Here is a 24,002-nt window from a genome sequence, read left to right on the forward strand (position 1 = left end):
CCGCGGAGGGGCCGCGTCCAGAACAAGCGGCGGCCGCCCCCCGTCCGACTTCACTGCCTTCATGCAGCAGGGCCCTCGTTAACCGAGCGCCGCACCACGTTGATCACGGCGTCCACGGTCTCGGCAAAGTCCAGCTCGGACGAGTCCACGGTGTAGACGCCGTCGGCCGCCCGCTGGAAGTCGACCACGGTGGCATCCTTGGCATCACGGCCCACCACCTGTTCGCGCAGCTGGGCCTGCGACTGCGTCCCGCCCAGCTGGATCCCGCGGCGCCGCAGCCGCGCCTCCTCGCTGGCGGTGAGGATGAGCCGGGCCTCGGCGTTGGGGGCCACCACGGTGGTGATGTCACGGCCTTCCACCACGATCCGGTGGCCGCATTGGGCAATGATTTCCTGCTGGCGGCGCACCAGTTCGCGGCGCGCCCCGAGGTTGGTGGCGACGGCGCTGACGGCCTTCGAGATGGCGGGTTCACGGATGGGTGCAGTGACGTCAATGCCGTTGACCCTGACAAACCCGCCATCCGGGGTGAGGCTTTGCTCGATCTTCAGCGTCCGCGCCGCCGCTTCCACGGCGGCCGCGTTTTCCAGGTTGATGCGGCCGTTGAGGCAGTGCCAGGTCACGGCCCGGTACATGGCGCCCGTGTCCAGGAACGCCAGTCCCAGGCGCCGCGCCACGGCCTTGCTGACGCTTGACTTCCCCGAGCCGGACGGCCCGTCGACGGCCACCACCAGCGGCTTGCCCAGGCGCAGCCGCTCCGGGGCCGCCGGCTGCGGAAATGTCACATACATGTCGGTCACAAAATTACCTTCCATCCACGTTCCGTCAGGTCCTCCACCAGGCTTGCACGCTTGGATGGCAGCACCGAAATCTCCACCATGCCCACCTGCAGGCCGGCCGAGTGGTCCATGCGCAGGTCCTCGACGTTGACGCCGATGTGGCCGATCTCCGTCAGCAGCCGGGCAATCTGTCCCGGCTTGTCATCGACCAGCACCGTCAGCCAGGTGTACTGCTGGGCAGGCCCGCCGTGCTTGCCCGGAATGCGCCTCTGCCCCGCGTTGCCCTCGGCCATCAGCTGGGCCAGGTCCAGGCGTGCACCCGGTGCGGTGGGCGCGCTGAGCGTGTTGATCAGCCGGTCCAGGTCCGCGCGCACGCCCTGCATGATGTCCAGCAGCTTCGGCGCGTTGGCCCCGAGGATCTGCACCCACAGGGCCGGGTCGCTGGCGGCGATCCGGGTCACGTCGCGCAGGCCGTTGCCTGCCAGCGACAGCGCATGCTGCGGAATCTCCTGCAGCCGGCTGGCCACGAGTGAGCTCATGAGCTGCGGCAGGTGGCTGACCAGGGCCACGGCGGCGTCATGCTCGTCAGGAGTGAAGCGGAACACCACGGCGTTGAGGTCGATCGCCAGGGAATGGGCCACCTTCACCGCATGCTTTGAACTGGCCTCGGACGCGCACAGCACCCACGGCATGGAGTTGAAAAGTTCCCCGAGCGCAGCCACCGGCCCGGACTTCTCCCGTCCGGCCATGGGGTGCGTGCCCACATAGCGGGCCAGCATGCCCTGGCCACCGGGGCCCAGGATCTCGGCCAGTTCCGTCGCCACGGCCACCTTGACGCTGGCAATGTCCACCACGACGGCGGAGGCGTACCTTTGCAGGGCACCGGCCACCACGGCTGCGGTGACGTCCGGCGGCGCCGCCACGACCACCAATTGGGGGTCCAGGTCCTCAGCCGCGTCAAAGGCGCGGCCGGCACCGATGTCCACGGCGACGGCCTGGGCCGACGGCGAAGGATCGGAGAGGACCACGTCGATGCCGTGGGCGCGCAGGCCCAGCCCAATGCTGGCGCCGAGCAGGCCGGTGCCCAGGACCAGGACGGGACCCGTCAAGTGCGTAGGATTCATCCGTCGCCTACATCCCCACTTCTGCCAGCAGGTGGCCCACCTCGTGCCGGCCCAGGATGCGGATGCTGCCCTGGCGCTGGTCGCCCAGGGCGATGGGGCCGAACTTGACCCGGACCAGGCGTTCCACCGGGTAGCCCACGGCCTCAAACATGCGCCGCACGATCCGGTTCTTGCCGGAGTGCAGCACCACCTCGGCCAGCACGTGGCCCGGGGTGGAATCCACCAGGCGGAAGGAATCAACCTTGGCCCAGCCGTCCTCCAGCTCCACGCCATCCTTGAGCTGGGCGCCGACGCCGTGCGCCATGGGCCCGCGGACCTGGACGAGGTAGGTTTTCTGCACCCCGTACTTGGGGTGGCTGAGACGGTTGGCGAGCTCGCCGTCGTTGGTCAACAGCAGCAGGCCCTCGGTGTTGGTGTCCAGCCGCCCAACGTGGAAGAGCCGCTCGCGGGTCTGGCGCTTCTTCAGGAAGTCGCTGATGCAGGGGCGGCCCTCGGGGTCGTCCATGGTGGAGACAACGCCCTTGGGCTTGTTGAACACCATGTAAATGAGGGACTCATCCGTCTGGATGGTCATGCCGTCCACGGCAATTTCCACCGCCTCCGGGTCCACGCGCAGGCCCAGCTGGGTGACCGTCACGCCGTCGACCTGGACGCGGCCTTCGAGGATCATGTCCTCGCAGAGGCGGCGCGAGGCCACCCCGGCCATGGCCATGACCTTTTGCAGGCGCACGCCGTCGGCGTTGTGGATGTCCACGTCGTCCGTGGTGCGCTCCGGGCGGCGGTTCTGCTCGGTGGGACGGTTCTTGACCGGTCCCAGGTTGCGCCCGTACTGGTCATTCTTGAAGGGGCGGGCGCCCGGCTGAGACGGCTTGCGGGTGCCGGATCCGGAACGGGCCGCGGCCCGCGCGCCGAACTTGTTGGCGCCGGCGGTGGTTCCGCCCTTCGGGCCGCCGAACTTGCCCCCCGGCTTCGGGGCGCCGGAGCGCGGTCCGCCGGAACGGGGGTTGCCGCCTCGCGGCTGGTTCTGCCCGGACGAGCTCCCGGAACGGGGCGACGGTGTCATTGGTGTGTCCTTAATGCTGCTGTGGTTGCGTAGCTGTACGGGGGTGTCCCTGGACGGACCAGGGTCGGTGCATGACGGGGCAGGTCCCTTGCGGGTCCTTGGGCGGAAGGGGCGGGGCTAAAGGCTGGCGTCATCAAAGTCATGAAGGTTTTCCAGGCCAGGCAGGTGTTGTGCAATGTGCGGCAAATCATCCACGCTCCCAATCCCCAACCGTTCCAAAAAGTACGCTGTGGTGCGGTACAGGAATGCCCCTGACACCGGGTCGGTGCCCACTTCCTTAATCAGGCCGCGTTGCGCGAGCGTCCTCACCACGGAATCCACGTTCACGCCACGGATGGCCGAAACACGGGCCCGCGAGACCGGCTGGCGGTAGGCAATCACCGCCAAGGTCTCCAAGGCCGCCTGCGTGAGCCGGGCCGTTTGGCCGTCCACAACAAACTGTGACACGATCCCGGAATATGCGGCCCGTGAATAAACACGCCATCCCCCGGCAAGCTGCCGCAGTTCAAAGCCGCGCACCGGCAAGGTGCCACCGTCCCTAGTATAGCCGTCGTACTCGCGGGCCAGTTCGTGCAACAGCTCACGCACCCTGGCCGTCGGCAGGCCCACGACGGCGGCCAGCTGCTCCTCCGGGACGGGCTCGTCCACCACCATCAGCACTGCCTCGAGCGCCGCCCGGACCCCGCCGGGGCTGTCCTCGACGCCCGCGTGGCCGGGGGCGCTCCCGGGGCCGCCGTCGGGGCCGCCGTCGGGGGCAGGATCCGGCGGCAGGTCTTCCAAGCTCATGGTGCGGCCTTTCATGCTGTCGGCTGGGCGTGGTCAAGGGGAAGGAAGGCGTCGGACCGGCCGGGTTCGCCGTCGTCGTCAAAGTCGCTGGCCGTGGGCCCGGCGTGGCGGGCGCCCGCGCTCCAGTGCACCAGCAGCTCCCCCAGCGGGCTGGCCTGGTCAAAGGAAATGACGGCGTCGCGGAAGAGTTCCAGCAGGGCCAGGAAGCGGGCAATCACCACCATGTTGTTCTCCGCGCCGGCGCTCAGGGCACGGAAGGACAGCGGCCGCCCCGTCCACCCTTCGGCGGCGGGATCGGCAGGGTCCGGCATGCCGGCGGTCAGCAGGGAGGTGACGATCATGGCCTGTTCCCGGACGCTGACGGGGGCAATGTGCAGGTGGGCCAGGCCCACTTCCGTGGGCGCTGCCTGCTTCGGCTCCATGGCCCGGGCCGCCAATTCGGCGAATTGTTTCGGGGTGTGGCGCCACACCAGTTCCGGCAGGAGCGCGGCAAAGTGCGGTTCCAGGCCCGCCATCCGCGGATACCGCCGCGCCTCGCGCTCCAGTTCGTCACCGAGCAGGAACGCCACTTCCTTGAACGCCTTGTATTGCAGGAGCCTGGCAAACAACAGGTCGCGTGCCTCCAAGAGGGCCAGGTCGTCGTCGTTTTCCACCTCGCCGGCGGGCAGCAGCCGGGCGGCCTTGAGGTCAAGCAAGGTGGCGGCAAGGACCAGGAACTCGCTGGCCTCATCCAGGGCCCATTCCCCGCCGGGTTCCTGCAGGGCCTTCAGGTAGGCGATGAACTCGTCCGTGACCGTGGCGATGGCCACGTCCGTGATGTCCAGTTCATGTTTGGAAATGAGGCCCAGGAGCAGGTCGAAGGGGCCGGTGAAGTTCTCCAACCGGACCTCAAAGCGCGCCTTGCCCGGAGCGGCTTCAGGAATCGGATCCTGCGCGGAAGGGCCGTGCGGCGGTGCGGCGTCCAGTTTAGGGTGCGCCGCCACGGGCGATCAGCTCTTTGGCCAGGCGGCGGTAGGAGTCGGCGCCCTGGTGGTTGCTCGCAAACGACGTGATGGGCTCGGCCGCCACGGACGCGTCGGCAAACTTGATGGTGCGCTTGATGACGGTCTCAAACACCTTGTCGCCAAATGCCTCCACCAGCCGTGCCAGCACCTCGCGGCCGTGGAGGGTCCGCGCGTCGTACATGGTGGCCAGCACGCCGTCCACCTGCAGGCGGGGGTTCAGGCGGTCGGTGACCTTGTCGATGGTTTCCACCAGCAGGGCCACGGCACGCAGGGCAAAAAATTCGCAGATGAGCGGGATGATGACGCCGTGCGCCGCGGTGAGGGCGTTGACGGTCAGCAGGCCCAGGGACGGCTGGCAATCGATCAGGACCACGTCGTAGTCGTCCTCGACCTTGCGCAGCGCACTGGCCAGGACCTGCTCGCGGGCCACCTCGTTGACGAGCTGGACTTCCGCCGCGGAAAGGTCGATGTTGGCCGGCAGGATGTCGATGTTCTCGATGTCGGTGTGCAGGATGGCCTCGCGGATGTCCACCTTGCGGTCCATCAGCACGTTGTAGACGGTGATGTCCAGCTCGTGCGGGTTGGTGCCCAGCCCGGCGGACAGCGCGCCCTGCGGGTCGAAGTCCACCAGCAGCACCCTGCGCCCGGACTCGGCCAGCGCGGCGCCGAGGTTGATGGTCGACGTCGTCTTGCCCACCCCGCCCTTTTGGTTCACCATCGCGATGACGCGGGCAGGGCCGTGGGACGTGAGGACGGGGGGCTCCGGAAATTCGGTCAGGGGCCGTCCGGTCGGTCCCAAAACGTCTTCGCCCGCGAGTGCCGTTGCACCCTGCTCGTTGCTCACCTGTCAGTCCACACTTTCGCCGCTGTGTTGATTTTTTACCGCTGCCATCCCCTACGTTACCGGGTGGGTGTGGCATGTTTTGGACATTTGCCCGCTTTCAACTTTGAGCCTTGACTCTCAACTTGAGCCTGAATGTTGAGGGTGTGGTCGGGTGGCCAGCCTATACTTCGGATTGATGAGCAACCCTAAGAAACCTTCCCCGAAAAGTTCCGAACGCCGCAAGGACGTGGTCCGCGCCGAAAAGCTGCAGGCCGGCTACGGCACCAAGGCGGTGTGCGGCGTGGTCAGCTTCAGCCTCCACGCCGGGCAGGCCCTGGCCCTGGTGGGGCCCAACGGCGCCGGCAAGTCCACCGTGGTGAAAACCGTGGTGGGCCAGCTCGAGGCCGTCTCCGGCACCGCCTTGATCAACGGGGACGAGGTGGACGACAGGACCCTGGACTTCCGGCGCGAGGTGGCCGTGGTGTTCGACGACGACGCCTTCTTCCCCGCCCTCACGGTTGAGGAACACCTGGCCATTGTCTCGGCCGGGCACGGCGTGCACGACGTCGAGGAAGTCATTGCCTCCGAACTGGACTTCTTCGGGCTGGGCCAGCTGGCCAAGTCCCGTCCCTACAACCTCTCTTCCGGCCAGCGCCGCCGCATGCTTCTGGCATCCGCTTTCGTGCGGCCGCGTTCGCTGCTGGTGCTCGACGAGCCCGAACAGCGCCTGGACACCGGCATGCGGCACCGGCTCGCCGAACGCCTCCGCGCCGAGGTCGACGCCGGGCTGGCCCTCCTGGTGGTGACCCACGACCCCGACTTCCTCTCCACCGTGGCCACCAAGGCGCTCTTCATCGCCGATTCCATCCACTCAATGACCCCGGCCCAGGCGGCCGTGGCCATCTCCTCCGAAAACCCGCACGTTGACTAGCCACATGACCATGGAAACCAGCGACCGCTTCAATGCCAGGGAAATTCGGCAGTACACCTTCCGGGCGGGACTGAGCCGCACCGAGGGCGGCGTCATGGAGCTGGTCTCCGAGGCGTACACCTTCGTGCTGGGCGGGCTGACCCTGCTCACCATGGCCGGTGCCATCATCGTGGGCCTGCGCAACAGCCTGGGCGTGGGCCACGAGTCCGCCCTCGCCGCCACCGTGGTGGCCCCCGGCTTCCACTCGGTCACTCTCCTCCAGGCCAGCGCCACCGTGATGATCACCCTCGCCGCGGCGCTGCTTGCCGTGGAGATGACGGTCGGCCCCATCACCATGACCCTGCCTCAGACGGCGTGGTGGCTGGGGCTGCCGGTCAGGCGCCGGGGCTTCATCCAGCCCGGCTTCCTCAAGTCGCTGATCTGGCCCGCTGCGGCAGCCGTGGTGGTTGTCATCCCGGTGGCCCTCGGCATGGCGTCGGCTCCCACACCGGGCCGGATAGCCCTCGCCGTGCTGTGCGGCATCGGGCTGGGCTGGCTGCTTTACGGGCTGGCCGCGTGGTGCCAGATCACCAACACCGGCGGCTGGCTGAAGGTGCTGACCGGGGTGGTGACCCTGGTGGCACCGCTGACCCTCGTGGGCACGGCGCTGTACAACAACACGGCCGGAACGGGCGCCATTACCGGGGCGCAGACCGCGTGGTTGGAATACCTGCCCACCAGCTGGCCGCTGCTGGTTGCCAACGGCGCCCTTTGGCCGCTGGTCATGGTGTTGTTTGCCCTGCTGCTGCTGGCCGGCGTGTACTGGAACCTGGAGCGGATCACCACGGCGAAGCTAAAGGAGGGTGCGGCTGCGGGTGCCTATGTGGCCGGTTCCCTCATGTCCATGGACGCCTCCGAGCTCTCCCGCTCGCTGGGCGGCGGGCGGTCGTCAGGCAATGCCAAGATACGGCTGCCCCTGGTCTTCCACGGCGGCACGGTGTTTTCACGCAGCGTCAAGACCCTGCTCAGCACGCATGCCACCATGGCCCTGCGCTCCCCCTTGTCGCTATTGCGGGTATTGGTGCTCGCTGCCATTCCGGCCAGCCTGGCAGCGGTGCAGTACCTGGGCAATGCCGTGTTGATTGCCGTGGTGCTGTATTTCTGCGCCCACTTTGCCGCCACGTCACTGGGCGCCACGGCACGTTTCGCCAACGGCAACCCGGCCGTGGACATGCTCATGCCGCTGCCGGCCAAGATTGTCCGCAGGGTGCACTATGTCTGGCCGGCCGTCGGCATGACGGTGTGGGCCGCGATGTGCTTCGGCCTTCTGCTCGCCCTGGGTGTCGGTTCCCCGGCCCTGCTGGTGCTGGCCATCCTGGCCGGCCCCGGGCTGGGCGGGGCGACCTTGCGCGCAGCGTTCCGCCCCGCACCCGACTGGAACATGCCGGCCGTGGCCACAGCATCCGGCCCCATCCCGACCGGCGCCGTGCGGGCCTTCCTGGTGGGCCCGGACCTGACACTGATTTCACTGCTGCCGGTGCTGATCTGCCTGATTTCCGGCGGCGTGCCCCCCATCGCCTTCCCCGCCCAGCTGGGGTTGACCCTGATCGCGTATGCGTGGGGCACGCACGTGCGCAAGCCAAAGTCGGCAAAGTCCGGCGGCCTGTTCGGCATGCCGCCGGTGCCCGTCCAAAAGTAGCGCGGCCCGGACTGCGCGCATAAGCGTCCATGCCCGCTTCCCTTATGCGCCGGACCCGGGCCGGGTTTGGCGCAGCTCGTCCACCGGCGCCAAACCCGTGGCGGGTCCGGCGCACAAGAAAAGCGGCCCCAGCTTATGCGCCAAACCCGCCCGCCAGTCCGGCGCAGAATGTCCGGCGACGGTGGGAGCAGCCGGGATTTCACGCACCCGACTTTATGCGCCGAATTCGGCAGGGAGTTTTGCGCAGAAGGTTCCTCGGCTTCCCTTATGCGCCGGACCCGGGCCGGGTTTGGCGCAGCTCGTCCACCGGCGCCAAACCCGTGGCGGGTCCGGCGCACAAGAAAAGCGGCCCCAGCTTATGCGCCAAGCCCGCCCGCCAGTCCGGCGCAGGGTGGGAGGGGCGCGGGCCGGGGTCCCGGCGTCGTGCTTCCCCTGAAAACAAAGAGCGGGCGGCCGCCCTTCGAAAAGGGAGGCCGCCCGCTCTTGTGCAGAAGCTACACTCCGGCAGGTACCCGCTCGTCCTCGAGGGGGGCGTCGGCTTCCACTGCGTGGCCGTCGGCTTCGAGGGACAGCTCGTCGAAGGGGCGGCGGCCTGACAGCACTGCCCGGGCCTGGTCGATGTCCAGCTCGCGGGTCCACTTGCCCACCAGCAGCGCGGCCACGGCATTGCCGGTGAAGTTGGTCAGCGCGCGGCACTCGGACATGAACTTGTCGATGCCCACGATCACGCCCATGCCGTCGAGCAGGATCGGCTTGTGGGCCTGAAGCCCGGCGGCGAGGGTGGCCAGGCCGGCGCCGGTGACACCGGCGGCGCCCTTGGAGGCGATCACCATGAAGACCAGCAGGCCGATCTGCTCGCCAAGGTTCATCGGCATGCCCATGGCGGTGGAGATGAAGATGGAGCTCATGGTCAGGTAGATGGCGGTGCCGTCAAGGTTGAAGGAGTAGCCGGTGGGGACGGTGATGCCCACCACGGGCTTGGAGACGCCCACGTGTTCCATCTTGGCAATGAGGCGCGGCAGCGCGGATTCTGAGGAGGAGGTGGCGAAGATCAGCAGGTATTCGCGGGCCAGGTAGCGCATCAGGGCGAAGATGTTCAGGCCCGTGACCACACGCAGGATGGAGCCGAGGATGACCACGATGAACAGGGCGCAGGTCAGGTAAAATGCGCCCATGAGGATGGCCATGGAACCGATGGCGGCCCAGCCGGTGGCACCGACGACGGCGGCGATGGCACCGAAGGCGCCTACCGGGGCGACCCACATGATCATCATCATCAGCTTGAAGACCACTTTTTGGATGTTCTTCACGGCGTTGAGCACAGGCTCGCCGGCCTTGCCCATGGACTGGAGCGCGAAACCGACCAGCAGGGCCAGCACCAGGGTGGGGAGCACGGGGATGTCGCCGGGGATCATGTCCAGCAGGAATTTCACGGTTTCGCTGTCACCGGAAGCGGCAGCCGACTTGTAGGGCTGCAGGTGCAGGCCGGCGCCGGGGTGGACGATGTTGCCCACCACCAGGCCGATCGCGAGCGCCACGGTGGACATCACCATGAAGTAGACCAGCGCCAGGCCGCCCACCTTGCCGACCGTTGCGGCCTTGGCGATGGATCCCACGCCCAGCACGATGGTGCAGAAGATGATGGGGGCGATGATCATCTTGATCAGGGCGATGAACATGGTGCCGAGCGGCTTGAGCGACTTGCCGACCTCGGGGGCCATCAGCCCTATCGCGGCACCCAGCACCACCGCTGCGATCACGGCAACGTAAAGCCAGTGGGTCTTGTCCATTTTGCGACGTGCGGGCTTGGCCATGGCGGCTGTCCCCCCTCGTTGAGAGCTCATTGTCATTCCTTGTGGTCTTCGGTGGTTAATATTGAAAAGGTGCGGCGTGCGATCCGTCTCACATAAGAGTGCCCGCAGGCGTGACTTATCTCACGGTTGCGTTCATATTGGTCGCATGAAAGGGTCATCCGGATGTTTTTGCGGTTTTGGCGTGGCTGGAGCCTGGCCCGGCGGCTGTTCACCGCCAACCTGCTCTTTGTGCTGGTGGTGACCGCGGGCGTGGCCACCGTCATGGTGGTCGACGCCGGCTCCCGCACCTACGACCAGACCCGCCAGCGCATGCTGTCCGTGGCGACGGCGCTGGCCGATTCGCCCCTGGTCCTGCAGGCCGCGAAAACGCCCCATCCGACGGCCGTCCTGCAGCCCTACGCCTTGTCCGTGATGCACGACGCAAACGTTGACTTTATTACCATCATGGACCCGGACGGCATCCGCTGGACCCACCCCAACCCGGCCGAGATCGGCAAGCCCTATGTGGGCTCCATCGCCCAGGCACAGGCAGGCCATACGTATTTTGAGACGACGGCGGGAACCCTTGGCCCCTCCGTGCGCGTGATTGTTCCCATCAAGGATTCCGCCGGCACGGTGCGGGGCATGGTGGCTGCAGGGGTGACCGTCAGCAACGTCCAGGTCCTCGTCGCGGCCAAGCTTCCTTCGGTGCTGGGGCTGGCTGCGGCGATGCTGCTGGCCGGCTCGCTGGCGGCGTGGCTGCTGGGCAGGTATCTCAAGCGCGTGACGCTGGGCTGGGGCCCGGAGGAGCTGGCACAGTTGTTTGCCTACTATGAATCAGTGCTCCACTCCGTGCGCGAGGGACTGGTCCTGGTGGACACGCGCGGGGAAATTGTCCTCTACAACGACCACGCGGCACTGCTCCTGGGCATGGACGCCCCGTCCGGCCGGCCCGCGCGGAGCCTTTCGGCCAATGCGGCGGCGGGCGCCCCTGCGCTGGACTCGCTGGCCCTCCCGGAGTCCCTCCGGGAGCTGTTGCGCAGCGGCCGCACCGCCACCGACGAGGTCCACCTCGCCGGTAACCGCCTGCTGGTGGTGAGCCAGCGCCCCGCCCTGGCCCCGGGCAGCAGCGCAGCCGGGGCCAGCGCCGGCACGGTGGCCACCCTCCGGGACCACACCGAACTGACCACCCTGGCCGGAAGCCTGAGCAGCACCCAGACACTGGTGGAGGCCCTGCGCTCCCAAACCCACGAACACGCCAACCGGCTCCATGCCATCACGTCCCTGATCGAGCTGGACCGCGCCCGCGAAGCCCTGGACTTTGCCACCGCCGACCTTGCCGACACGGTCCGGCTGGGCGGGGAGTTTGTGGGCACCCTCGACGAGCCGTTCCTGGCGGCACTGCTCGTGGGAAAAGGCGCGCAGGCGGATGAGCGCGGGGTGGAACTGGAACTGAGCGGCTCCGGCACCCTGCCGCCGGGCCTGCTGGACGCCAGGGAACTGGTGACCCTGCTGGGCAACCTGGTGGACAATGCCATCGACGCGGCGGCCGGGCATTCGCCCAACCCCATGGTGTGGGCCGACTTGCTGGTGGCCGACGGCACGCTCACCATCACCGTCGCGGACAACGGCCCGGGGCTGCCCACCACCGACCTGGATGTCCTGGGCCGGATCGGCACCACCGGCAAGGCATCGGTGGCACCGGGAGGGCGCGGCTACGGGATTGCCCTGATCCGCCGCGCCACCGCCGCCCTGGGAGGCACCATCACGGCCGAAAACGACGCCGGCGCGGTCATGACCGTCGTCGTGCCCCTCGCAGCCGCCCGTGCGGCACCCACCACAGGAACAGAGGACAACACATGAGCGGACCCCTGCCCATCCGGGTGCTGGTGGTGGACGACGAGCCCATTGCCCTGGCAGCGCACGCCGACTATGTGCGGCGCCTGGACGGTTTCGAGGTGGCCGCGACGGCCGGCGGGATGGGCGCGGCGCTGGCCGTGCTCAACGACCCGGCCACGCCCGCCATCCAGCTGGTGCTGCTGGACATGAACCTGACCGACGGGCACGGCCTGGACCTGCTGCGGCGCATCCACGGGCTGGGCCTGGTGCCCGACGTGGTGGCCATTACGGCCGTGCAGGAAATCCAGGTGGTACGCTCCGCCATCGCGCTGGGCATCACGGCGTACCTGATCAAGCCGTTCACCTTCGCCGCGTTCCGGGAAAAGCTGGAAAGCTACCGGGGCTACCATTACGCGCTGGCGGACCGCTCGCACACCAGCCAGGATGCCATCGACAGTGCGCTGTCCGCCTTGCGGCCCAGCGGGAAGCTGCTGCTGCCCAAGGGGATGCTGCCGGAGACGCTCCGGGCCGTGGCCGACTGGCTGCGGGAGCAGGATGTGGCGGCGTCCGCCACGGAGGCGGCCGCGGGACTGGCGATGTCCCGCGTCACGGCCCGGCGCTACCTTGACCACCTCGTGGAGACCGGCTCCGCCGCAAAGGCGCCGCGCCACGGCTCCCCCGGCAGGCCGGAACTTGAATACCGCTGGCTCCACCCCCGCGCTTTGGGCTAACGGCTCCGGGCCGCAGCCGTGCCGGCGCCCACCACGCCGCGATCCTGGATGCGGCGTGCAGACGTTCGGGACCGCACAAGCAGGCAGAGGAGCACGAACAGGGCCAGGGCCATGACGGCGCCGGTGTAGCCGACCGCGGTCGGCGTCAGGCCGGCCCTGCCGGCCACGGCTCCGGCTGCGACGGCGGGCACGCTGTTGGCCAGGTAGCTGGCCACATAGATGGCCGACAGCAGCCCGGCCCGCTCATGCGCGGCAACCAAGGGCATGAGGATGCGCAGCACGCCGAGGAAGCCGGCGCCAAAGCCGGCACCGGCGACCACGATGGCGGCGAAGTACGCCCCGGCCGAATGCAGGATGAGCGCCGGTATGCTGGCGGCCAGGCCAACGAACAGGGCAGCCATGCCGAGGGCGAGCACTTGATGGGAGCGGGCATTACCCAGCAGCAGGCTGGCGAGGCAGCCGGTTCCGGTCAGCGCCGCGATGATGAGGCCGGTGAGCACCACGGCATCCGGTCCGGCCATCGACCGGACCAGGCTCGGACCGAGGGCAAGGATGAGCCCGCCCAGGGCCCAGGTGGCCACCGCGCCGGGCAGCACCCAGAGTGCCGTGCGCCGCGTGGCCCGGGGGAAGTGGACGCGGGGCCGGAGTGAGGCGAGGGCCCCGGGGATGCGGGTGACGGTTTCCGGGCCGAGCGCCGTCCCGGCCAGCTGCAGCACGAGCAGTGCCAGCAGGACCACGAAGATCAGGTGCACCGACCCGGGGGCCGAGGCGACAACCAGGCTGGCGGCCACGGCGCCGACGGCCAGGCCGAGCGTGGGGCCCGCACCGTTCAGCACCGTTCCCAGACCCGGGCGGACGGCCGTTTCGAGTTCAATGAGGTAGGCGCCGAGGGCACCCATCGCCGTGCCGGTGGCCAGGCCCTGCAACAGCCGGGCCGCAATCAGGTCCACCTGGCTGCCGGCAAGCATGAACACCAGCATCGAAATGATCTCCAGGCACAGGGCCGCGAGCAGGACCGGTCGACGTCCCAGATGGTCCGACAGTGCACCCACGGTGAGCAGCGCGCCGAGCAAGGCCAGCACATACGCGGCAAAAATGACTGTCAGCACCACCGGCGGAAACCCCCACTGCGCCTGGTAAACCGGGTACAGGGGGCTCGGTGCGCTGGATGCGGCCATCAACACCACCAGCACTGAAGCCTGCACCCAGAATGCGGCGCGGTGCGAAAGGACGGAGCGGCGCAATGCCGCGGGGACGGGAGTCATGTGAACCTTACGGGGAGGAAAAACGCGAAATCTTTGCGAAACACAGGCTAGACCCGGTGCCGGAAAATCGCAAATAAATTGCGTTATGATAAAGCCGTGCCCACTTCCGATCCCCGCCCGAATGGCCGTGCGGCCCGTGTCCAGCAGGCCGTGCACGATGCCGTCAGGTCCCTCCAGTCCCGAACGGACCGTCAAGACATCAGCGTGCCCAGGGTGGCGGCATTGGCAGGCGTGGCACCCTCGACCGTCTACCGGCGGTGGGGGGACCTGAACCAGTTGCTCGCCGATGTCGCCGTGGCGCGGCTGCGGCCGGAGGGCCCCCCGGACACCGGTTCCGTCCACGGCGACCTCACTGCCTGGGCGGAGCAGTACATTGAGGAGTCGGCCACGCCCACGGGACGGGCCTTCCTGCGCGACATGGTTTCCGGCGGCCCCGAATGCACCAGTGCATGGCGCGGCGGAGAGTATGCACGCGAACGGATCGAGATGATGCTCCAGCGCGGCCGGCGCCGTGGCGAGACCGTGCCCGACATCGAGGACATCGTGGACCTGCTGCTCGCCCCGATCATTTACCGGATCCTGTTCGAGCCCGCGGTGCCCCCTGCCGGAGTGGCCCGGCGCCTGGCGGACCGGCTCTTTGCCCGGAACGCAGCCGGTTGGTCCGGGCAGGCAGCACGGGGCAACTGAACGCTGCCGGTCACACGGCGGAGAAGGCCACCACGCAGTTTTGCCCGCCGAAGCCGAATGCGTTGGTCACGGCGTGCCGCACGGCCATGCCGCGTGCCTCGTTGGGCACATAGTCCAGGTCGCATTCCGGGTCCGGGTCGGTGTAGTTGATGGTGGGCGGCACGACCGACCCGGCGATGGCCCGCACGCACACCAGCGCGCCCAGGGCACCGGCGGCCCCGATGAGGTGGCCGGTCATGGACTTGGGCGCCGTGACGGCGAGTGCCGCGGCATGGCTGCCAAAGGCCTGGTGGATGGCGGCGGTTTCGGTTTTGTCGTTGGCCTTCGTCGAGGTGCCGTGGGCGCAGACGAGTTCGACGTCGGACGGGTCCAGCCGCGCCTTCGCCAGCGCCTTCGCAATGGCCTTGGCCGCATAGGTGCCTGCCGGTTCGGGGGCAACGATGTGGAAGGCGTCGGCCGTCATGGCCCCGCCGGAGACCTCGGCGTAGGCGCGGGCACCGCGTGCCCGGGCGTCGGAGAGCCGTTCCAGCGTGAACACGACGGCGCCTTCGCCAAACACAAAGCCGTTGCGGCCGGCGTCGAACGGGCGGGAGGCCTCCTGCGGGTTGTCGTTGCTGGTGGAGAGCCCGCGCATGGCGGTGAGCCCGCCAAACATGACGGGCGTGATTGCGGCATCGGCGCCGCCGGCCACCACCACGTCCGCGTCGCCGTCCAGCAGCAGCCGCCGGGCCTCCAGCAGCGCGTGGGTGCCGCTGGCGCAGGCCAGGGCACTGGCGTTGACCCAGCCGTGCACGCCCAGGTCGATCGCCACCTCGCAGGCGGCCATGTTGGTCAGCGAAGAGGCCACAAAGCTGGGGCTGACGTACCGGGCCCCGCGACCGTCCAGCACGTGCACGGCCTCCTCGATCTCCGGGAAGCCGGACACGGCGCTGTTGATGACGACGGCGGCCTCGACGCCTTCCAGCGTGGTCCCCAGCCCGGCATCGGACATCGCCTCGCGGGCTGCGGCGATGGCCAGCTGCGTGCAGCGCGAGGACCGGTTGAGCCGCTTGACCGGCAGCAGGCCGGCCGGGTCGAAGCCCTTGACCTCCGCGGCGATGGTGGTGCTGAACCCATTGGCGTCGAACGCGGTGATGGTGTCCACGCCGCTCTTGCCGGCCAGCAGTGCTTCCCAGGTCAGCGGCGCCGTGTTGCCGAGCGGGGTGATGGCGCCGATGCCGGTGATGACGACGCGCCCGCTTGCCTCCGTCACTGGCCTTCACCGCTTCCCGCACCCTGCCCGGCGGCTTTGGCGGGCTTCTGGAACAGCCCCGCCGCGGCGTCGGCCTCGGCCTGCCGTGCCAATTGGTAGTGGATCTTTTTGCCCGTCGCGGTCTGTGGCACTTCCGTGACGAACGCGTAGGCGCGGGGGCGCTTGAAGTTGGAGAGCTCCGGGCTGGCCAGGCAGTGGCGTTCGAGTTCGTCGGCGGTGAGGCCGGCGTCCTGGGGGATCACATAGGCCACCACCCGCTGGCCCCAGCGCCCGTCCGGCAGGCCCACCACGACGCTGTCGTGCACGCCCGGGTGGGAGTTGAGGACTTCCTCGACCTGGACGGGATGGATGTTTTCGCCGCCGGAGATGATCATGTCGTCCTTGCGCCCCACAATCGTGATGAACCCGTCCTCGTCCCAGGTGCCCAGGTCGCCGGAATACAGCCAGTTGTGCACGAACTTTTCCTCGTTGACCTGGGGCAGGTTGGCGTAGCTGAACCCGGACTTGGGCGTGCGCATGATGATCTCGCCCTGCTCGGTGTTGTCCCGGGCGGCCAGTTCCTCCGGTTCCGCGCGCCGGTCGGGGAAGACCTTGACGATGGCGACGTCGTCGTCGGTGCATGCCCGCCCGGCCGTGCCGGCATGCTCCGGCAGGTCCTCGGGGCGCAGGAAGGTGTTCCAAAAGGCCTCGGTGGTGCCGTAGCCGTTGAAGATGCGGGGAGTGAGCAGTTTCTGGTACCGCAGCACGGCCGCCCGTTCCAGCGGGGCGCCCATCGTCACGATGCCACGCAGCCCGGACAGGTCACGCGGCCTGCGCTCCTGCTCATCGGCCAGCATGCCCGCCGTGACGGGGGCGCCGACCAGGAAGGTGATCCCGTACTTCTCCACCCAGTCGAGGGCGGCCGCGGGGTCAAAGGTGCGCATCGGGACCACGGAGCCGCCCACGTAGAACAGCGGGTTCGGCCCCCCGGAGTACAGGCCGCCGCGGTGGAACCAGGGCGTCATGTTCAGCGTCCTGTCGTGCGGGGTGAGCGGGAAGTGCATGATGACGTCATGGGCGCTCATCACCTCAACAATGGAGGGCAGCGACACGCCCTTGGGCCGTCCGGTGGTCCCTGAGGTGTACAGCCGGGTGGTCTCCCCATAGCTCGAGGGCTGCCCCGTGCGCCGCTGCGGCCCGTCCGGCGCCGCAGCCATTGCCTCGGCCAGGGTGCGCACCCCGGAGGCGGCCCCGGCCCCGTTCCCCCCGCCCGCGACGGTGAGCAGGGCGGCGGCGGAGCCGGACGTCTTGACGGCCGCGAGCGCATCCACTGCCACGGCGTCGTCGAAGATGAACACGGCCGGCGTGCTGTCGGCCAGGATGATGGCGGTTTCCCCTGCTGCCAGGCGGAAATTCATGGGGACGCCGACGGCCCCGATGCGTTGGGTGGCCAGGTAAAGGAAGGCGAACTCGACACCGTTGTAGAGCTGGTAGGCCACGCGGTCCCCCGCCTTGACGCCGAGTTCCAACAGCACGGCGGACACCTTGTCAACGGCGGCGTCCAGCTCGGCGTACGTCCACTCACGGCCGGCGGCGGGGTCCACGATGGCCACCTGCCGGCCGAAGCGGCCCACGTTGCGGCGGAAGCCGGCGTCGTAGGTGAACTCGTGCTCAAAGTAGTCCTTGAAACGGCTTGCGTCGTACGCCATGGAAGGTCCCCTTCGCCGGGCCCGTCGCGCGCGGCGGGCATTGCTATGGCGCCCGCCGATCCCACCGGCCGGGGCGCCCTTGATTGCACCCTACTCCCGCACCGGGCTACGTCAAACTTGCCACACGGGGCCCGTCTCAATGGACCGGATGGTCCGCGCCACGCAGGATCGGCACGAGGTTTTCGATCACCGACCTGTCCTCAATGGTGGACGGCACCGTGTAGTCGTCGCCGTCGGCGATCTGGCGCATGGTCTTGCGCAGGATCTTCCCGGAGCGGGTCTTGGGCAGTGCATCGACGATGGTGGCGTTCTTGAAGTCGGCCACCGGCCCGATCTCCTTGCGGACCAGGGCCACGAGTTCCTTCTGCAGCACGTCCGCTTCGATCGCCACCCCGCTCTTGAGCACCACATACCCCACGGCCTTCTGGCCCTTGAGTGTGTCCGCCACGCCGATCACGGCACATTCGGCCACGGCCGGGTGCTTGCCCACCACCTGTTCGATGGCGCCGGTGGAGAGCCGGTGGCCGGCGACGTTGATGACGTCGTCGGTGCGGCCCATGACAAACACGTAGCCGTCTTCGTCGACGTAGCCGGAGTCGCCTGTGGCGTAGCAGCCGGCAAAGGCGCTGAGGTAGGAGTCAACGTAGCGCTGGTCGTCGCCCCACAGGGTGGTGAGGGTGCCCGGCGGCAGGGGCAGCGACAGCACAATGTTCCCTTCCTCCCCCGCGGCCACGGGCTCCCCCATGCCGTCCACGATGCGCAGGTCGTAGCCGGGCATCGGCAGCGTGGGCGATCCCGCCTTGATGGGCAGCGGCTCGAGTCCGCGCGGGTTGCCCACAATGCCCCAGCCGGTTTCGGTCTGCCACCAGTGGTCCACCACGGGCACCGCGAGCACCTTCGACGCCCAGTGGAAGGTGTCGGTGTCCAGGCGTTCCCCGGCGGTGAACAGCGTTTGGAGGCTGCCGAGGTCGTAGTTCTTCAGCAGTTCCGCCTCCGGGTCCATCTTGCGGATGGCGCGCAGCGCGGTGGGCGCGGTGAACAGCGCCTTCACCTTGTGCTGGTCGATGACGCGCCAAAACGCCCCGGCGTCGGGGGTGCCCACGGGCTTGCCCTCGTACATGAGGGTCGTGGCGCCGGCGAGCAGCGGCCCGTACACGATATAGGAGTGGCCGACCACCCAGCCGACGTCCGAGGCCGTCCACCACACGTCGCCGGCTTGGATGTCGTAGAGGTTCGCCATGGTCCACAACAGTGCGACGGCGTGCCCCCCGTTGTCCCGGACCACCCCCTTGGGCGTCCCCGTGGTCCCGGAGGTGTACAACACGTACAGCGGGTCCGTGGACTTGACCGCCACCGGTTCCGCCGGTTGGGCCCCGGCGAGCGCCGCGTCCCAGTCCACGTGGTTCCAGGCCAGGGCGGCCGGGTCCGTGGCAAAGCCGTCGCGGTGCTTGACGATGACCGGCAGCTCCGGTGCGCCGGCCGTGGCCAGGGCCTCGTGGACGGTGGGCAGGTATTCAACATGGCGGTTCGGTTCCAGCCCGCCCGAGGTGGTCACCACCACCTTCGGTGCGGCGTCCTTGATGCGCACGGCCAGCTCATTGGCTGCAAAGCCGCCAAACACCACCGAGTGCACGGCGCCGAGGCGGGCGGTGGCCAGCATGGCGATCGCGGCCTCGGGGATCATGGGCAGGTAGATGACCACCCGGTCCCCCTTGCCCACGCCCTGGCTGCGGAGCACGCCGGCGAACGCCGCCACGGCGGCCGTCAGTTCGCTGTACGTGTAGCTGGTGGTTTTCCCCTGCATGGCGGAATCGTGGATGAGCGCCGGCTGGTCCCCGCGTCCTGCGTCCACGTGGCGGTCCAGTGCGTTGTAGCAGGTGTTCAGCTCGCCGTCCGGGAACCAGCGGCTGATCGGGGCATCGGAGCCGCTGTAGGCCTGCGCCGGCGGCACCGACCAGTCCACGGCCTGCGCGGCGTCCAGCCAAAACCCTTCCGGGTCCACGAGGCTGCGGCGGTATTCCTCGGTGTATTTACGGCCATTCCGGGACATGGGGGTCCTCCATCCAGACTGATGTGATGCTTGTCATGCTAACGGGTGCGGACGGACGGACGCAAGGGTTTTTGTATACACAGTTGAGGAATTTTTTAGAATATTCCGGCAATCACTACCCAATCCATGCCGCTATGTATACACTGATGAAAGCGACGGCAGGCAGCCGGCGGATCTGGACAACGGTGGGACGGAGCAGCTCATGCGGGCAGGCGAGAAGGCATATGCCACCTTGCGCAGCGACATTGTGAGCTGGAAGCTGCCGCCCGGCACAGTGCTGGCCGAGGTGGAGCTGTCCGAACGCCTGGGCGTCTCCCGCACCCCGGTCCGGGAGGCCCTGGCACGGCTGACCGCCGAGGGCCTGGCCGAGCCGCAAAGCGGCCGCGGCACGGTGGTCAGCGGCATCTCGCTGGACCGTGTGGAGGAACTGTTTGAACTGCGCTCCGCCCTGGAGTGCCGGGCCGCTGAACTGGCAGCGCGAAACCGGGACCCCGAGGTGTTCCTGGAGCTGCACCGCTTGCTCGGCGACGCCGGCCGGCTCATCACCGAGGCGGACCCGACGCGCCATGACTACTACCGGCTGGCCGGCGACCTCGACGCCGCCATCGACACGGCTGCCGGAAACCACTACCTGGCGCAGGCCCTGAAAAGCCTGCGCGTGCACCTGGTGCGTGTGCGCAGGCTGTCCAAGGACAACCCCGCACGCCTGCGCGACGCCGCCAGGGAACATGCCGACATCGCCCGGGCGATCGCCAACGGCAACGCCACCGTGGCCAGTGCGGCCACGACGGTCCACCTCGACAACAGCCTCCGCCACCTGTTGGAGGGCGGCGCAACCCCCTGACCCCGTTACCTGCCCGTTCAGCCACCCCTCTTTGAAAAGGAATCCCATGGTTACCCAGCACACCGTCCGCGTTTACAAGAGCGAAGAAAACCTGCCCCGCGAGGACCAGCTCGCGTACAAGATCGCCAAGGTCGCCGCCGATCCCGTGGCCGTCACGCCCGAAGTGGCGGACATGATCATCAACCGCATCATTGACAACGCCTCCGTCGCCATCGCTTCCCTGAACCGCGGGCCCATCGTCGCCGCCCGCGCCCAGGCACTCACCCACGCGCCGTCGACCGGCGGCTCGGGCGCCAACGTCTTCGGCATCACGGAGAAGGTCTCCCCGGAATGGGCGGCGTGGGCCAACGGCGTGGCCGTGCGCGAACTGGACTACCACGACACCTTCCTGGCTGCCGAGTACTCCCACCCGGGCGACAACATCCCGCCGATCCTCGCCGTGGCCCAGCACACCGGCGCCTCCGGTGCCGACCTCATCCGCGCCATCGCAACCGGCTACGAGATCCAGGTGGACCTGGTCAAGGCGATCTGCCTGCACAAGCACAAGATCGACCATGTGGCCCACCTGGGCCCGTCCGCCGCCGCCGGCATCGGCACCCTGCTGGGCCTTGAGGTGGAGACCATCTTCCAGGCCGTGGGCCAGGGGCTGCACACCACCACCGCCACCCGCCAGTCACGCAAGGGCGAAATCTCCACCTGGAAGGCGCACGCGCCGGCCTTCGCCGGCAAGATGGCCGTTGAGGCTGCCGACCGCGCCATGCGCGGGCAGACCTCCCCCGTGCCGATCTACGAGGGCGAGGACGGCGTCATCGCCTGGCTGCTGGACGGCCCGGACGCGCAATACACCGTGCCGCTGCCCGCCGACGGCGAGGCGAAGCGTGCCATCCTGGACACCTACACGAAGGAACACTCCGCCGAGTACCAGGCGCAGGCGTGGATCGACCTGGCCCGCAAGCTGCACGGCGGGCACCCCGAGGCCACCGACCCGGCCAACGTCAAGTCCGTGCTGATCAAGACCAGCCACCACACCCACTATGTGATCGGCTCCGGCGCCAACGACCCCCAGAAGTACGACCCCACCGCCTCGCGCGAAACCCTGGACCACTCCATCCCGTACATCTTCACGGTGGCCCTGCAGGACGGCACGTGGCACCATGTGGACTCCTACTCCCCCGAGCGGGCCGGCCGGCCCGACACCGTGGCGCTGTGGCACAAGGTCACCACGGAGGAGGACGCCGAGTGGACGCGCCGCTACCACTCCCTGGACATCGCGGAGAAGGCCTTTGGCGGCTCCGTGGAGATCACGCTCAACGACGGCACCGTCATCACCGACTCCATCGCCGTGGCCGACGCCCACCCGCTGGGCGCCCGCCCGTTTGCCCGCGAACAGTACATCAACAAGTTCCGCACCCTGGCCGCCGGCCTGGTCGAGGAGGCCGAGATCGACCGCTTCATCGCCGCCGCCGAAAACCTTCCCAACCTGGCCGCCGGGGAACTGGGCCAGCTGAACATCACGGCGGCGCCAGGCGTCGTCGATCCCGCCGCCGCACCGAAGGGGCTGTTTTAAATGCTGTATTCAAAGAAGACCGCTGAAGAGAAGCGCCGGGACCTGCGGGACATGCTGGTCCCGGGGGCGGCACGCCAGTTCCCCGGCGCGTTCAACCCGCTCTCGGCCCGCCTGATCGAGGAAAAGAAGTTCGACGGCGTCTACATCTCCGGAGCGGTCCTCGCCAACGACCTGGGCCTGCCCGACATCGGCATGACCACCCTGACGGAGGTGGCGGCCCGCGGCGGGCAGATCGCCCGCATGACGGAGCTGCCCTGCCTGATCGACGCGGACACCGGCTTTGGCGAGCCGATGAACGTGGCCCGCACCATCCAGGAGCTGGAAAACGCCGGCCTGGCCGGCTGCCACATCGAGGACCAGTTCAACCCGAAGCGTTGCGGCCACCTGGACGGGAAGAACATGGTGGACCTGGACACGGCCGTCAAGCGCATTGCGGCCGCGGCAGATGCCCGCCGGGACCCGAACTTCCTCATCATGGCCCGCACGGACCTGCGCGCCGTCGAAGGCCTGGACGCGGCCATCGACCGGGCCAAGGCCCTCGTGGACGCCGGTGCCGACGCCATCTTCCCGGAAGCCATGAAGGACGTGTCCGAGTTTGAGGCCGTGTGCAAGGCCGTCAACGTGCCCGTGCTGGCGAACATGACGGAATTTGGCAAGAGCGAGCTGTTCACCCGCGACGCGCTGGCCGGGGCGGGGGTGGCCATGGTCATCTACCCGGTGACGCTGCTGCGCAGCGCCATGGGCGCCGCAGAACGGGTGCTGGACACCCTGGCCGCCGACGGCACGCAGGAGGCTGCGGTCCCGGACATGCTGACTCGCGCCCGGCTCTATGAACTGGTTGACTACGAGGCGTATAACCAATTTGATACGGGCATTTTCAACTTCCAGGTCCCGGGCCTGGACATCACCACCAACAACGCCAATCTCTGAAGAAGGAGCATCCACTGTGAGCGACGAAGACGTACGCAAGGGCCTGGCCGGCGTCGTGGCCGACTACACGGCCATCTCCAAGGTGAACCCGGAGTCGAACTCCCTGCTCTACCGCGGCTACCCGGTGCAGGAGCTGGCTGCCGGCAAGTCCTTTGAGGAAGTGGCCCTGCTGCTGTGGACCGGCGAGCTGCCCACCGAGGAGGAGCTGACGGTCTTCGAGGCCTTTGAACGGGCCAACCGTTCGCTGGACGCCAACGTGCGGGCCTCCATCGACCTGCTGCCGTTGGACTGCCACCCGATGGACGTGGGCCGCACGGCCGTGTCCGTCCTCGGGGCCAACCACGCGCTGGCCGAGGATTCCTCGCCGGCGGCTGAGCTGGAGAAGGCCAAGTCGCTGTTTGCGCAGTTCCCGGCCGTCGTCGCCTACGACCAGCGCCGCCGTCGCGGCCTGGGTGTCGTGGAGCCGCGCGAGGACCTGGACTACGCCCACAACTTCCTGTGGATGGCCTTCGGCGCGGAAGCCGCCCCCGAGGTGGTCGACGCCTTCCGCGTCTCCATGATCCTGTACGCCGAGCATTCCTTCAACGCCTCCACGTTCACCGCCCGGGTCATCACCTCCACCCTGTCCGACCTGCACTCTGCCGTGACGGGCGCCATCGGCGCGTTGAAGGGCCCGCTGCACGGCGGCGCCAACGAGGCCGTCATGCACACCTTTGACGAGATCGGCATACGCAAGGACGAGTCCCGCGAAGAGGCCGCCGCCCGCGCCAAGGCCTGGATGGAGGACGCCCTGGCACAGAAAAAGAAGGTCATGGGCTTCGGGCACCGCGTGTACAAGCACGGCGATTCGCGCGTTCCCACCATGAAGGCGGCACTGGATGCGATGATCGCCCACTTTGACCGGCCGGAAATGCTGGGCCTCTACGACGGGCTGCAGCAGGCCATGGAGGAGGCCAAGGCAATCAAGCCGAACCTTGACTACCCGGCCGGGCCCACCTACCACCTGATGGGCTTTGACACCGACATGTTCACGCCCATCTTCATCGCCTCCCGGATCACCGGCTGGACGGCGCACATCATGGAACAGCGCGCCGCCAACGCCCTGATCCGCCCGCTGAGCGCCTACAACGGCGTGGACGAGCGGCACCTGGCCTGAGCCGCGCGCAGCGGC

General features: G+C 68.4%; 20 protein-coding genes. 9 read left to right on the forward strand and 11 right to left on the reverse strand.

Features of this window, described 5'->3' with window-relative positions:
- Positions 1-59: 59 nt before the first annotated feature.
- The 6 genes from cmk to G6035_RS12580 form a co-directional block, all read right to left on the reverse strand.
- On the reverse strand, positions 60-788 hold the full coding sequence (gene cmk / locus G6035_RS12555; protein ID WP_176617475.1) for a (d)CMP kinase: 729 nt from the start codon (positions 786-788) through the stop codon (positions 60-62).
- A gap of 5 nt (positions 789-793) precedes the next feature.
- Complete coding sequence (locus tag G6035_RS12560) at positions 794-1,900, reverse strand: prephenate dehydrogenase (protein WP_176617441.1); 1,107 nt, start codon at positions 1,898-1,900, stop codon at positions 794-796.
- A gap of 7 nt (positions 1,901-1,907) precedes the next feature.
- Positions 1,908-2,963 carry a pseudouridine synthase gene (locus G6035_RS12565; RefSeq protein WP_176617442.1) on the reverse strand — a complete coding sequence of 352 codons (1,056 nt, stop codon included), beginning with the start codon at positions 2,961-2,963 and terminating at the stop codon, positions 1,908-1,910.
- Positions 2,964-3,080: 117 nt separating this feature from the next.
- Positions 3,081-3,749 carry an SMC-Scp complex subunit ScpB gene (gene scpB, locus G6035_RS12570; RefSeq protein ID WP_176617443.1) on the reverse strand — a complete coding sequence of 223 codons (669 nt, stop codon included), beginning with the start codon at positions 3,747-3,749 and terminating at the stop codon, positions 3,081-3,083.
- 11 nt (positions 3,750-3,760) lie between these two features.
- Complete coding sequence (locus tag G6035_RS12575) at positions 3,761-4,672, reverse strand: ScpA family protein (protein ID WP_176617476.1); 912 nt, start codon at positions 4,670-4,672, stop codon at positions 3,761-3,763.
- A gap of 43 nt (positions 4,673-4,715) precedes the next feature.
- Positions 4,716-5,597, reverse strand: coding sequence for an AAA family ATPase (locus G6035_RS12580; protein ID WP_176617444.1), 882 nt, complete (start codon positions 5,595-5,597; stop codon positions 4,716-4,718).
- Positions 5,598-5,772: 175 nt separating this feature from the next.
- Here G6035_RS12580 and G6035_RS12585 point away from each other — a divergent pair, with 175 nt between their 5' ends.
- Together G6035_RS12585 and G6035_RS12590 are read left to right on the forward strand one after the other, a co-directional pair.
- A complete protein-coding gene (locus tag G6035_RS12585) occupies positions 5,773-6,507 on the forward strand; it encodes an ABC transporter ATP-binding protein (RefSeq protein ID WP_176617445.1) in 735 nt (244 codons plus the stop codon).
- 4 nt (positions 6,508-6,511) lie between these two features.
- Complete coding sequence (locus tag G6035_RS12590) at positions 6,512-8,185, forward strand: DUF6297 family protein (protein ID WP_176617446.1); 1,674 nt, start codon at positions 6,512-6,514, stop codon at positions 8,183-8,185.
- A 494-nt stretch (positions 8,186-8,679) separates the two neighbouring features.
- Here the strand turns inward: G6035_RS12590 and G6035_RS12595 are convergent, their stop codons facing one another.
- Positions 8,680-10,029 carry a cation:dicarboxylate symporter family transporter gene (locus G6035_RS12595; protein WP_176617447.1) on the reverse strand — a complete coding sequence of 450 codons (1,350 nt, stop codon included), beginning with the start codon at positions 10,027-10,029 and terminating at the stop codon, positions 8,680-8,682.
- A gap of 132 nt (positions 10,030-10,161) precedes the next feature.
- Here G6035_RS12595 and G6035_RS12600 point away from each other — a divergent pair, with 132 nt between their 5' ends.
- A complete protein-coding gene (locus tag G6035_RS12600) occupies positions 10,162-11,841 on the forward strand; it encodes an ATP-binding protein (protein ID WP_176617448.1) in 1,680 nt (559 codons plus the stop codon).
- Positions 11,838-12,548: a response regulator gene (locus tag G6035_RS12605; RefSeq protein WP_176617449.1), complete on the forward strand. Its 711-nt coding sequence runs from the start codon at positions 11,838-11,840 to the stop codon at positions 12,546-12,548. Before G6035_RS12600 ends, G6035_RS12605 begins: the two co-directional genes overlap by 4 nt.
- On the opposite strand, the gene G6035_RS12610 is transcribed toward G6035_RS12605, so the two are convergent.
- Positions 12,545-13,813 (reverse strand): MFS transporter, encoded by a 1,269-nt coding sequence (locus G6035_RS12610; protein ID WP_176617450.1) that lies wholly within the window; start codon positions 13,811-13,813, stop codon positions 12,545-12,547. The genes G6035_RS12605 and G6035_RS12610 overlap by 4 nt on opposite strands.
- A 96-nt stretch (positions 13,814-13,909) precedes the next feature.
- On the opposite strand from G6035_RS12610, the gene G6035_RS12615 reads away from it, so the two are divergent.
- The gene (locus G6035_RS12615) at positions 13,910-14,500 is read left to right on the forward strand and encodes a TetR-like C-terminal domain-containing protein (protein ID WP_176617451.1); all 591 of its coding nucleotides are present in this window, start codon (positions 13,910-13,912) and stop codon (positions 14,498-14,500) included.
- A gap of 10 nt (positions 14,501-14,510) precedes the next feature.
- Here G6035_RS12615 and G6035_RS12620 read toward each other — a convergent pair whose 3' ends face one another.
- The 3 genes from G6035_RS12620 to G6035_RS12630 form a co-directional block, all read right to left on the reverse strand.
- Positions 14,511-15,752 carry a beta-ketoacyl-ACP synthase II gene (locus tag G6035_RS12620; RefSeq protein WP_176617452.1) on the reverse strand — a complete coding sequence of 414 codons (1,242 nt, stop codon included), beginning with the start codon at positions 15,750-15,752 and terminating at the stop codon, positions 14,511-14,513.
- Positions 15,749-17,440, reverse strand: coding sequence for a class I adenylate-forming enzyme family protein (locus tag G6035_RS12625; RefSeq protein WP_176617453.1), 1,692 nt, complete (start codon positions 17,438-17,440; stop codon positions 15,749-15,751). Before G6035_RS12625 ends, G6035_RS12620 begins: the two co-directional genes overlap by 4 nt.
- Positions 17,441-17,576: 136 nt before the next feature.
- On the reverse strand, positions 17,577-19,490 hold the full coding sequence (locus G6035_RS12630; RefSeq protein WP_176617454.1) for a propionyl-CoA synthetase: 1,914 nt from the start codon (positions 19,488-19,490) through the stop codon (positions 17,577-17,579).
- A 202-nt stretch (positions 19,491-19,692) separates the two neighbouring features.
- Here G6035_RS12630 and G6035_RS12635 point away from each other — a divergent pair, with 202 nt between their 5' ends.
- Genes G6035_RS12635 through G6035_RS12650 form a run of 4 tightly spaced genes read left to right on the forward strand, consistent with a single transcriptional unit; the run spans position 19,693 to position 23,987 of the window.
- Positions 19,693-20,334, forward strand: a complete 642-nt coding sequence (locus G6035_RS12635) for a GntR family transcriptional regulator (RefSeq protein WP_176617455.1) — start codon at positions 19,693-19,695, stop codon at positions 20,332-20,334.
- 46 nt (positions 20,335-20,380) lie between these two features.
- Positions 20,381-21,901 (forward strand): MmgE/PrpD family protein, encoded by a 1,521-nt coding sequence (locus tag G6035_RS12640; RefSeq protein WP_176617456.1) that lies wholly within the window; start codon positions 20,381-20,383, stop codon positions 21,899-21,901.
- A complete protein-coding gene (prpB, locus tag G6035_RS12645) occupies positions 21,902-22,831 on the forward strand; it encodes a methylisocitrate lyase (protein WP_176617457.1) in 930 nt (309 codons plus the stop codon).
- 16 nt (positions 22,832-22,847) lie between these two features.
- Complete coding sequence (locus tag G6035_RS12650; RefSeq protein ID WP_176617458.1) at positions 22,848-23,987, forward strand: bifunctional 2-methylcitrate synthase/citrate synthase; 1,140 nt, start codon at positions 22,848-22,850, stop codon at positions 23,985-23,987.
- The last annotated feature ends 15 nt before the right edge of the window (positions 23,988-24,002 follow it).

This window comes from Arthrobacter sp. SDTb3-6 (assembly GCF_013376095.1).
Taxonomy (GTDB): Bacteria; Actinomycetota; Actinomycetes; order Actinomycetales; family Micrococcaceae; genus Specibacter.